At 66.1% G+C, this 10,586-nt stretch carries 7 protein-coding genes and 2 pseudogenes; 6 read left to right on the plus strand and 3 right to left on the minus strand.

What is annotated here, in order from left to right:
* The 5 genes from H7225_RS03900 to H7225_RS03920 form a co-directional block, all read left to right on the plus strand.
* The coding region (locus tag H7225_RS03900) for a peptidoglycan-binding domain-containing protein (protein WP_290659476.1) at positions 1-944 on the plus strand (944 nt) is incomplete at its 5' end.
* 5 nt (positions 945-949) lie between these two features.
* Positions 950-1,630 (plus strand): general secretion pathway protein GspB, encoded by a 681-nt coding sequence (locus tag H7225_RS03905; RefSeq protein ID WP_290659477.1) that lies wholly within the window; start codon positions 950-952, stop codon positions 1,628-1,630.
* Positions 1,631-1,645: 15 nt separating this feature from the next.
* Positions 1,646-3,085, plus strand: a complete 1,440-nt coding sequence (locus H7225_RS03910) for a dihydrolipoyl dehydrogenase (protein WP_290659478.1) — start codon at positions 1,646-1,648, stop codon at positions 3,083-3,085.
* A gap of 93 nt (positions 3,086-3,178) precedes the next feature.
* Positions 3,179-5,065: an ATP-binding protein gene (locus tag H7225_RS03915; RefSeq protein ID WP_290659479.1), complete on the plus strand. Its 1,887-nt coding sequence runs from the start codon at positions 3,179-3,181 to the stop codon at positions 5,063-5,065.
* 45 nt (positions 5,066-5,110) lie between these two features.
* Positions 5,111-6,256, plus strand: a complete 1,146-nt coding sequence (locus H7225_RS03920; RefSeq protein ID WP_290659480.1) for a metallophosphoesterase — start codon at positions 5,111-5,113, stop codon at positions 6,254-6,256.
* Between the two features lie 19 nt (positions 6,257-6,275).
* Here H7225_RS03920 and H7225_RS03925 read toward each other — a convergent pair whose 3' ends face one another.
* Complete coding sequence (locus H7225_RS03925; protein ID WP_290659481.1) at positions 6,276-8,369, minus strand: TonB-dependent receptor; 2,094 nt, start codon at positions 8,367-8,369, stop codon at positions 6,276-6,278.
* Positions 8,370-8,459: 90 nt separating this feature from the next.
* Between H7225_RS03925 and nikR the strand changes: the two genes are divergently transcribed.
* Complete coding sequence (nikR, locus tag H7225_RS03930; protein WP_290659482.1) at positions 8,460-8,924, plus strand: nickel-responsive transcriptional regulator NikR; 465 nt, start codon at positions 8,460-8,462, stop codon at positions 8,922-8,924.
* Positions 8,925-8,937: 13 nt separating this feature from the next.
* Here the strand turns inward: nikR and H7225_RS03935 are convergent.
* Together H7225_RS03935 and H7225_RS03940 are read right to left on the minus strand one after the other, a co-directional pair.
* Positions 8,938-10,374: pseudogene (locus H7225_RS03935) on the minus strand (PepSY domain-containing protein).
* Positions 10,295-10,586 (minus strand): annotated as a pseudogene (locus tag H7225_RS03940) (TonB-dependent receptor); the annotation flags it as partial. The pseudogenes H7225_RS03940 and H7225_RS03935, both read right to left, overlap by 80 nt.

The following is a 10,586-nucleotide window of genomic DNA, read 5'->3' on the forward strand; positions in this document are numbered from 1 at the left end:
GCCGCGTTGACCGCGACATTGTCGAGAAGGCCGCGAGTGAGGTGTTCGACATCACCCGGGTGCTGGCGCCACCGCGCGCGGTGGCAGGGCGCATGCCGGCCTGGGGCTGGGGCCTGGTGGCCAGCACGACGGTGTTGGGCGTGGCGGGCATGGCCAGCGTGGCCTGGCTGCAGCACCGTGCTCACCCCGGTGTGGAACCCGTGGTGGTGGCCAAGGCGGCATCGGCCCCCATGGCCGCGTCCCGTCCCACCGCCGCACTGGTCACCGCGAATCAGGTGGCTCCCACCGTGGCACCCTCCGCGCCCATCGAGTTGGCCGCGCCAGTGCTGAAGGCCAGCGCGGAGATCGCCTCGCTGTTCGGCAGCAAGCAGGGCAGCGAGCGCAGGGCCTGGCTGGATCTGGCGCCCTTGTGGAAGTTGCCCTTGGCCGAGGGCGACCCGTGCGCACAGGCCCAACAAGTCAATGTGCATTGTTTTCGCAGCAGCCGGGGGCTGAGCCTGATCCGGCAACTGGACCGGCCCGGCATCCTCACCTTGAACGACGAAAGCGGCCACGCCACTTACGCCTTGCTGACCAGCCTGGACAAGCAAAGCGCGACCCTGAGCATGGGCGGCGTGACCAAGACGGTGCCGTTGGCGACCTTGCTGAAGGTGTGGCGTGGTGATTTCGCGACCTTCTGGCGCGCGCCACCGGGCTACCTGCAATCCATCGTGGATGGCAATGCGGGCCCGCTGGTGGACACCCTGGTCACGCGCCTGGCCATCGCGCAAGGAGAGCCCGTGACCGCCGACAAGCACACTTACGACGCGGCCCTGAAGGCCAAGGTGGCCGCTTTCCAGCAGGCCCATGGCCTGCGGCCCGACGGCGTGGCGGGGCCCACCACTTTCATGCAGCTCAATCGTGTCACGGGCGTGGACGAACCACGCTTGCGGACGGGGGGATAACGGCGATGTCTTACATACTTGATGCCCTTCGGCGCGCGGACTCGGAACGTGAACGTGGCGCCGTTGTGCCCAGCATTCATGCCCCCCCGGTGCCCCCGGTGGCCGACGATCCCAAGCCGCAGCGTGGCAGCCAGCTTCTATTGCTGGTGGGGGTCATCGTGGTCTTGCTGTTGGCCCTGGCCGGCCTGCTGGCCTGGCACCTGATGAGTGGCAAAGAGCCAGCGCAGGCGACTGATCAACCGCCGCCCATGCAGGCCACCATGCCGCTGCCCGCCCCTGCACCCGTGCTGGCACCGCCGGTCCAGCGGCCATCGCCTTCCCCTCAGACGCAGCCACCCTTGGGTGCCGCGCCCATCCTGTCCGTGCCCACGCGACCCGTGCCCACGCGACCCGTGCCGGCTGCGCGTGTTGTCATGCCGACAGCGCCCATCCCCGCGCCCACCGCCGACGCCGACACCCGCATTTACACCCCCAGCGAACTGCCGCCCAACCTCCAGCGCGACCTGCCCAAGCTGGTGATTGGTGGGGCCATGTATTCCGAGACCCCAGCCAACCGCATGCTCATCATCAACAGCCAGGTCTTCCACGAGGGTGACAAACTCACCCCGGATTTGGTGCTGCAAGAGATCAGGCTCAAATCTGCGGTGCTCAAGTACAAAGGCTACCGCTACGGCGTCAGTTACTAGCCAAGGCCATCCATCATGAAAACCCTCCAGGCAGACGTCGCGATCATTGGCTTTGGCACGGCGGGCATGGGCGCCTACCGCGCGGCCAGGGCGCACACCGACCGCATCGTGGTCATCCAGTCCGGCCCCTACGGCACCACGTGTGCGCGCTTGGGCTGCATGCCCAGCAAGCTGCTGATCGCGGCGGCCGACAGCGCCCATGCCATCGCGCAGGCGCCGATGTTTGGCGTGCACGCCGGCCCGGTCAAGGTGGACGGCGCCGCGGTGATGCAACGTGTGCGTTCGGAGCGCGATCGCTTCGTGGGCTTTGTGCTGGATGCCGTCAACGATTGGCCGGCCGAGCAACGGGTGCTGGGCCGTGCCCGTTTTGTGTCGCCCCACGATTTGATGGTGGACGAGCACACCCGCATCACCGCTCAACGCGTGGTCATCGCCACTGGCTCGTCGCCGACGATCCCGCCCGGCTGGCGCGACGCCCTGGGCGACCGGCTGATCACCAGTGCCGAGGTGTTTGACTGGCCCACCTTGCCCCAATCCCTGGCCGTGGTGGGTGGCGGCGTGGTGGGGTTGGAGCTGGCCCAGGCTTTGAGCCGCCTGGGTGTGCGCGTCAAGCTGTTCAGCAAAGGGGCCAAGCTGGGGCCCTTGACCGACCCGGACGTCAGTGCGCAGGCCTTCAGCATCCTGTCGGCCGAGCTGACGATCGCCGCGCCCGCCGAGGTGCTTCAGGTCAGTCGCCTGGGCGAGCAGGCCCAGCTCACTTACCGCGTGGACGGGGCCGAACACACCGAGGCGTTCGAGCAAGTGCTGGTGGCCGCAGGCCGGCGCCCCAACCTGGCCAGCCTGGACTTGGCCGCCGCCGGCATCGCCGTGAATGACCGAGGCCTGCCGGACTTTGACATTGAGACCGGCCAGATCGGCGACAGCCACGTGTTCATCGCTGGCGATGTGAGCAACGCCCACCCCTTGTTGCACGAGGCGGCCGACGACGGCAAGATCGCGGGCGACAACGCCGGGCGATTTCCGGACGTGCGGGTGCACCCTCGGCGCGCGCCGCTGGGGGTGGTGTTCACCGATCCGCAAATGATGCTCGCGGGCGCCAGCTTCAAGGCCTTGCAGGCTTCGGGCCAGGAATTCGGGGTGGGCGAGGTCAACTTTGACGACCAGGGGCGCAGCCGAGTGATGGGCCAGAACCGAGGGCTGCTGCGGGTGTATGGCGAACAACACACCGGCCGCTTCTTGGGCGCGGAGATGATCGGCCCGGCTGCCGAGCACATCGGGCACCTGCTGTCGTGGGCCGTGCAGCACCAGCTGACCGTGCAGCAAATGCTGGACAGCCCGTTCTACCACCCGGTGGTCGAAGAAGGCGTGCGCACCGCCCTGCGTGTGCTGAACCGGCATTTGCGCATGGGCCCCGTCCCGGTGGCGCGCTGCCAGGACTGTGGTCCGGGCGCGTGAAGAGACCTTGATGCGGTGAAAATGCACCACTTCAGTGGTGCAATGGCACCCACGATGGCTTCACATGATTGAATGGGATGAGGACCGACCAAGATGAAGCTCTCCGAGCCGAGCGTTGAGGAGCCGACCCGCCGCCGCCAGTTCCTGATGCTGCACCGGCGCGAGTCCTGGCAGCCTTATGTCGCGTTCGTGGCGCTCTCGCTGGTGGTGATCAGCCTGCTGGCGGCCCTGGCCGTGACCAGTGTGAACGTGCTGGGGGCCCTGCGCGCCTACGTGGGCGGTGAAAGCCTGTGGTCCAAGGCCAGCAGTGATGCGGTGCAGCATTTGCGTGATTTCGCGGTCACCCACAACCAGGCCGATTTCGTGGCTTTTGAGGAAGCCCTGGCTCTGCCACTGGGCGACCAGCAGGCGCGCGAAGAAATGCTGCGCAGCAATCCCAACTTGACCGTGGTGCGGCAAGGCCTGATCGCCGGGGGCAACCACCCCGACGACGTGGCGGGCATGATCACCTTGTTCCGCCGCTTTGGCGACCGGCCTGTCTTGCAGGAGGCGCTGACCGCCTGGACCCATGGCGATGCCTTGCTGGCGCAATTGCGGGCCGAGGGGCAGCGCTTGCGCCACCATGTGAATGCGCCCGCCGATGGCGTGATGGTGCTGGCCTCGCTGGAGGAAGTCCGCGAGCTCAGCGATGAACTGGTGCTGGCCGCAAAACGTTTCAGCGCCAGCCTGGCCCAGGTCTCACGCCTGACCGAGAAGGTCTTGATCGTCAGCACCTTGTCGGCGGCCGTGGTGCTGGCATTGAGCAGTTTCTTCCTGTTGCGGCACGCCCTGCGGCGCCAGCAAGCGCACCGGCAGGCGCTGGTGTCGGCCAACGAGCCCTGGATGCTGGCCGCCGTGGTGGCCGAGTTGGGCATGTTCGAAATGGACGTTGGCTCGGACCACATCATGTTGGACGCCAAGGCGGCCTGCTTGTACGGTGTGGGTTCGACCGAGATGCTGGTGTCGCGTGACCAGCTGCGCCAGCTCATCGTTGCCGATGACCTGGCGCCGGTGCAGGCGGCCTTCGTGTCGGCGATGCAGTCGGGCCAACCCTTCAAGACGACCTACCGGGTCCGCCGACCTGACGGGGACGTGCGTTACGTTGAATCGATCGGCCAGCAGATGGAAGGCGCCTCGTCCACGCAGCGGCGCCTGGTGGGCGTGATGCGCGACGTCACCGACGAGCGGGCCCAGGCCGAGCGGGCCATGCAGCGTGACGCGGCTGAAAAAGTGGCCCAGTCGCAACGCAATTTCCTGTCGCGCTTGAGCCATGAGCTGCGCACCCCGCTGAACGCCATCCTGGGCTTTGCGCAACTGCTGTTGCTGGACCGCACCAATGCGCTCAACCCCGCCCAGACCCAGCGCGTCAAAATGATGCTGGAGGCGGGCCACCAACTGCTGAGCATGGTCGAGGATGTGTTGGACCTGACCAAGGTCGATGCGGGCGAGATCACCATCGCCTTGCAGCCGGTCGAGCTGGCGCCCTTGTGGCGCTCCAGCGCCGCCATGATCGAAGGGGTGCGCGAGCGACACGGGGTGAGCTTCGTCGACCGCCTGACCGCCGAGCCTTTGTGGGTCTGCGCTGATCCGCAGCGCCTGGTGCAGGTGTTCATCAACCTGCTGACCAACGCCTGCAAGTACAACCGGCCCGGCGGCCATGTCGTGGTCGAAGGCTGGGTTGAAGACGCCTTCGTGGTGCTGGAGTTGTCGGACGATGGCATCGGCATGTCGGCCGATGACCTGGCTCAGTTGTTCCAGCCCTTCAAACGACTGGCGCCGATGGCAGAGAGCATTGAGGGCACCGGCCTGGGGCTGTACATCGTCAAGCAACTGGTGGAGCGCATGAACGGCAGCATCCAGGTGAGCAGCGAAAGCGGACAAGGTTCGCGCTTCACGCTCAGGCTGCCCATGACGTCGGCGCCAGTGCGGTCGCCAGTGTGAACCCGCCCGACTTGCATTCCTGGGCAGCGTCCCCACTTCAGCCACATGTCCTTGTCACTGCTGTCCATCCTGGTCCACGCCTACGTGGCCTGGCGTCTGCTGCCCGCCATGCCTGGCCCTGCCTGGGTGGCGGTCTTGATGGGCGCCGTGCTGGCGGTTTCCGCGCTGGTTTTGCCCTGGGGGATGATGGCGCGCCGCATCAAACACCCGCGGTGGTCTGACACCTTGGCCTGGGCCGGGCTGCTGTTCATGGGGCTGTTCTCGTCCTTGCTGGTGCTGACGGTGCTGCGCGATGTGGCCTTGTTGCTGGCGGCCGGTGTGCAAGCGGTGTGGCCGGCGTGGTTGCCCATGACGGCCTTGCAAAGCTGGTCTGCCCTGGCCGTGCCGGTGATCGCGGGCGGTGTCACGCTGTGGGGCTTGTTCAACGCGCGGCGCCGGGCGGCGGTGGTGCGGGTGGACGTGCCCATCGCTGACCTGCCGGCCTCCTTGCATGGTTTCACCATCGCGCAGATCAGCGACATCCACGTGGGGCCGACCATCAAGGGCCCGTATCTGCAGGCCATCGTTCACGCGGTCAATGGTTTGCAGGCCGACCTGGTGGCCGTGACCGGCGACCTGGTCGATGGCTCGGTGCGCGACCTGGCGCCGCACGTGGCACCGCTGGCGCAATTGGCCTCCAGGCATGGCACTTATTTTGTCACCGGCAACCACGAGTACTACTCGGGCGCGCACGCCTGGGTGGCCGAGTTGCGGCGCCTGGGCATCACGGTGTTGATGAACGAGCACGTGGTGCTGCGCCACGGCCCGCTGGTCCCGCAGACCGAGCTGGTGCTGGCGGGCGTGGCCGACCATGGCGCGCACCACTTCGACCCCACCCACCGCAGTGATCCGCATGCCGCCTTGTTGGGGGCGCCCGCCACGGCCCTGGTGAGGATCCTGCTGGCCCACCAGCCGCGCTCGGCCGAAGCGGCGGCCCAGGCAGGCTTTCACCTGCAGTTGTCCGGCCACACCCATGGGGGGCAGTTCTGGCCCTGGAACTTGTTCGTGCCGATGCAGCAGCCTTTCACCGCCGGCTTGCACCGATGGCGTGAGCTGTGGGTCTACACCAGCCGGGGCACCGGCTACTGGGGCCCGCCCAAGCGCTTTGGCGCGCCGTCCGAGATCACGCACTTGCGCCTGGTCCCGGCTTGATGGATTGAGCGGGCCTGATTCAGAAGTTCGCGCTCAGGGTGACGCGGAAGGTGCGGGGCTCCACCGGGTGAAAGTGCACTTCGCTGACCGGGTCCGCCGTGGGGCTCACGCGTGACTCGTAGAAGTAGTCGATGTCACTGGCCTGTCGGTCGAACAGGTTGAAGACGTCAAGCGATAGCTTCAGGTCCTTGGTGATTTTGTAGCCGACGCGGGCGTAGGCCAGCATCGTGGATTTAGAACGTTCGCTGTTGTCCTCGATCAAGGCACGGGGCCCGAAGTAGCGCAGCTGGAACTGGGCAAACCACGGCCCCAGGTCGGTCACCGTGGCGCCGAAAGAGGCCACGGTGTTCACCGATCCGGGAATGAACCGGCCCTCACGGCCAAGGTCGCCTTGCGTGTCCTTGTAACGGGCTTGCGAGGCGGCCAGGTCCAGGTCGAACAGCAGCCAGGGGGCGGCCACGTAGTGGTTGTTCAGCTCGACGCCATGGCGTTGGCTGGCGCCAGTGGGCTCGGTCACGCCGGCATCGCCCACGAAGACCAGTTCCGAGCCCAGCTTGAGTTGCCACAAGGCCAACGACGTTTGCAGGCCCGGGATCAACTCGCTGCGCACGCCCACTTCAAATCCTTTGGAGCGCACCAGGGCGGGAGTAGGGCCCACGGCGCTGACCACGCCACGCGCATCATTGCTGTGAAAGCCCTGGCCGTAATTCACGAAGTACTCGGTCTGATCCCAGGGGCCGAAGATGAGTGACAGCTTGGGCGTGGCCAGGCTGGCGGTCTTCTCGCCCGCGCTGATGTTGGTGGTTTGGCTGACATCGACGCTGAGCTGGTCGGCGCGCACGCCGGCCACGCTTTTGAACCACGGCGTCCAGCGGGTCGAGTTCTCGGCGAACAGGCCCACGCTGGTTTGGCGCACGCTGCCTTCTCCCTTGGTGGACAGGCGCTGGCCATCCTTGGCGGAGTACAGGCCCACGGGATCGATCCGGTCGTAGCGCAGTTGCAGGCCCAGGGTGTTGGTGCTGTCGTGGCCAGCCAGGGTGGTGGTCCAGCTGCGGCTGGTGTTCAGGCCAAGCACCTTTCGGCGCTCAACTTGCTCGAACTGGTCGCCATTGACCGGGTCGTCCAGGAAGTACGTGAAGTTGGACACCAGCTTGAGCTGTGACTGGATGGCGTAGGCGTTGAGCTTGAAGTCGCCATCGTCCATCGGGTGCAGCAGCTCGTAAGACAGGCTGAAGCGTTTGGTGCGGCCTTGGTCGCTGGGGTCCACGGTGCCGAAGCGCCCGATCAAACCGCTGTCCACCGCGCTTTTCGGCACCTGGTCGCTGGCGTTCCAGTGTGCGGCGTAAGCCATCGCGGTCAGCGAGGATTTGGTGCTGCCCTCGGCCAGGCTGTAGCGCAGCACGCCGTTCAGGCGGTGGAATTTTTCGGGGTGATCCCAGGGGCCGTCGTTTTGGGCGGCTTCCAGGGCATACAGCAGCTTGCCGGTGGTCAGCGCGGTTGAATTGGCCAGCACGGCACGTCGGTAGTTGTTCTCGCCCACGGTGACCGAGGCCAGGCCGCGCGGCAGGCCGTCGAACAGGCGGATGCGGGCGATCCCGGCCGAGGCGAAGTCGCCTTCTTCCGCGCCATAAGGGCCTTTGCGATAGCTCAGGCGATCGATCAGTTCGGGGATCAGCCAGTTGAGGTCGCTGTAGCCCTGGCCGTGGGCATGCGAGGGCATGTTCACCGGCATGCCATCCACGAAGGTGGCGAAGTCGGTGCCATGGTCAAGGTTGAAGCCGCGCAAAAAATACTGGTTGGCTTTGCCGTCGCCGCTGTGCTGCGTCACGATGACGCCAGGCACGAACTCCAGCACCTCGGCTGGGCGCAGTGTGGGCCGGCTCTCGATCAGCTTGGACGTGACCACGCCCTGGCTGGCCGCGTCGGAGGTGCCGACCGCGTTGTTGTAGTTGCCGCGCACCACGACGGTGTCCAGCTCGGTGGTTTGGGCCAGTGTCCACGGGGCGATCAAGGCCAGGGTGCTGGCCAGGCAATGGCGTGCGAAAGAGGCTGTCATGTTGATGTGGCTTGATGTGGGGTTGGCCAAGGTTTGGCGCTGCGCAGGTGAATCCATTTACGCAAGTCTTCCTGGAATGGATGCATGCTTGCCCAAGCGTAATGCTGATGTATGAGGATTTTGTGAAACTTCACACCGGAGGGGCCCATGCGCCGACTCACGATTTCGATTGACGATGAACTGGCCGATGCTTTTGAGAATTTGGTGCAAGACCGCGGCTACGAGAACCGGTCCGAGGCCTTCCGAGACCTGTTGCGCCAGGAACTGGGCGAGAAGCACCTGGCCACCCAGCCGCGCGGCCCCTGCGTGGCCACGCTCACCTACCTGTACAACCACCATGAGCGGCAGTTGGCGACCCGGCTGAACGACATGCAGCACGAGCACCATGAGTTGACCGTGTCGACCATGCACGCGCACCTGGACCACGATCACTGCATCGAAACCGTCATCCTCAAGGGCAAGACCGATGCGGTGCGGTCTTTTGCGCAGGCAGTGATCGCCCAGCCAGGCGTCACCCACGGGCAACTGCACATCGTGCCGGTCAGCAAGACGCCTGGGCATGGACACGAGCATGCCCGTCCGGTGGTGGGGCGCACCAAAGCGAAGCGGTAGCGCGCGCTGGGTTTCACGCGGCGCTGGCGGGCGCTGGTTTCTCAAGGCACAGGCGCACCACCTCGATGCCGATGAACAGGGCCAGGCTCCAGCGAAACACCGGCAGGGCCAGGCTCAAGGCGCCCGCCAATGGCAGCAGCCACCACCAGGTCCGAGGTGGCAATTGGCGCAAGGTTTGGCGGCCTACCTGGGGCGCGGCCAGGCTGCCGCGTGGGCGGCGAAGCCACCACATCATCAAGCCCGACACCACCGAGAACACGGCGGCCAGCGCGGCCAGGATGAGCAGCACCTGGTTCCACCCGCCAAACTCACCCCGGTGAAACGGGATGCCCACGGCGGTGGCCTTGGACAGCGCGGGCAACTGGTCCCAGCCGCTGTAGAACAAGGTCTGGCCCGAGTAAGCATCCACCATGCTGACGAAGCGCTTGGTGGGTTGAGAGCGGTCGAAGTTCTCGGCGCGCCAGACGCCGTCGGCACCACTCGGTGGTGTCAATTGAAGGGCGATGTCGGGCGCCTGGGCGCGCACCTGGTCATGCACGGCTTGCCAGCTCAGGGCCGTGCGGTTGCTGCCGGCGACAGGCTGCGAGCGCAAGCCCTTCGGCGCTTTGGGCGTGCCTTGACCCAAGGCCTGTTGGGCGGCGCGGAAGTTGTCGCCGCTGTGCTGTGCCCAGGTCAGGCCGGTGACCAGCACGGTGACCGTCACCAGGCCCAGCGCGATGGCGATGCTGGCATGCAGGTCGCGCCAAGTCAGGCGTGGTGATGACCCTCGGCGTGGCTACAAGGCGCGCCAGCCGGGGCCGCCTTGAGATTGGGGCTTGGGCCACCACAAGACCAGACCGGTGGCGAACAGCACCAGCATCCAACTGGCGCCCAGCTCGATCAGCCAGCGCCAGCCATCGCCTTGCAGCGCGCTGGAATGCAGCTTCTTGGACCAAGTCTTGAAGCGCTGCAGCTCGGGCAACTGACCCAGCACCTGGGCGGTGTAGGGGTTGATGTAGACGATGCTGCCAGTGGGCAGGCCGTGGTCGTGCTCACCCTGGCTGGCTGTGTGGTGGGCGTGGGCCGCTTGAAGGTAGACCTGTGTGCTGTCGGTGTGGCCCTGCGCTGGCACCACATGACGCAAGGCCTCGTGCGGATGACTGGCCAGCACAGCGGCCACCTGCAGATCCAGTGATGCCTTCATGGCCGGGTTGGCCGGCACGTTGACGTGGTCCAGGTCCGCGTACAGCCGGGCCTCGATCTGTGGTGACAGCGCGTAGAACAGGCCGGTCAGCGCGGCAAAGACCACGATGGGCGCGCTGATCAGCCCGGCCCAGAAGTGGATGCGCCAGAACAGGCGGTGAAGGGTGTGGCTCATGGTCTGGCCCTGGTCAAAGCTTGAAGCGCAGTTCGGCGAACAACGTGCGCCCGGGGTAGGGGTGCGATTGGTAAGCGTGGGCATCGAGCACATTGTTGGCGCCCAAGGCCAGCGCCAGTTGCCGCGTCAGTTGGTAACTGGTGCGCAGGTCCAACTGGTTGACACTGGAGACGCCACCGTAGACATTGGGGTTGATGTCGGCGTTGTAGACATCGTTGTAGGCGCGGCCTTCGTGGCGGTAGCCAGCGCTGAAGCGCCAATCGGCGTTGAGCTGGTAGCCGGCCTGCACGGTGGCGCGTTCTCGC

It is taken from the genome of Aquabacterium sp. (genome assembly GCF_014378415.1).
In the GTDB taxonomy this organism is placed as follows: Bacteria; Pseudomonadota; Gammaproteobacteria; order Burkholderiales; family Burkholderiaceae_C; genus Aquabacterium.

Bases quoted from the DNA above. Each gene is read 5' to 3' on its own strand.
- nikR (WP_290659482.1), top strand. From the start codon at position 8,460: ATGCGCCGACTCACGATTTCGATTGACGATGAACTGGCCGATGCTTTT.
- H7225_RS03915 (WP_290659479.1), top strand. From the start codon at position 3,179: ATGAAGCTCTCCGAGCCGAGCGTTGAGGAGCCGACCCGCCGCCGCCAG.
- H7225_RS03905 (WP_290659477.1), top strand. From the start codon at position 950: ATGTCTTACATACTTGATGCCCTTCGGCGCGCGGACTCGGAACGTGAA.
- H7225_RS03925 (WP_290659481.1), bottom strand. From the start codon at position 8,369: ATGGATTCACCTGCGCAGCGCCAAACCTTGGCCAACCCCACATCAAGC.
- H7225_RS03910 (WP_290659478.1), top strand. From the start codon at position 1,646: ATGAAAACCCTCCAGGCAGACGTCGCGATCATTGGCTTTGGCACGGCG.
- H7225_RS03920 (WP_290659480.1), top strand. From the start codon at position 5,111: ATGTCCTTGTCACTGCTGTCCATCCTGGTCCACGCCTACGTGGCCTGG.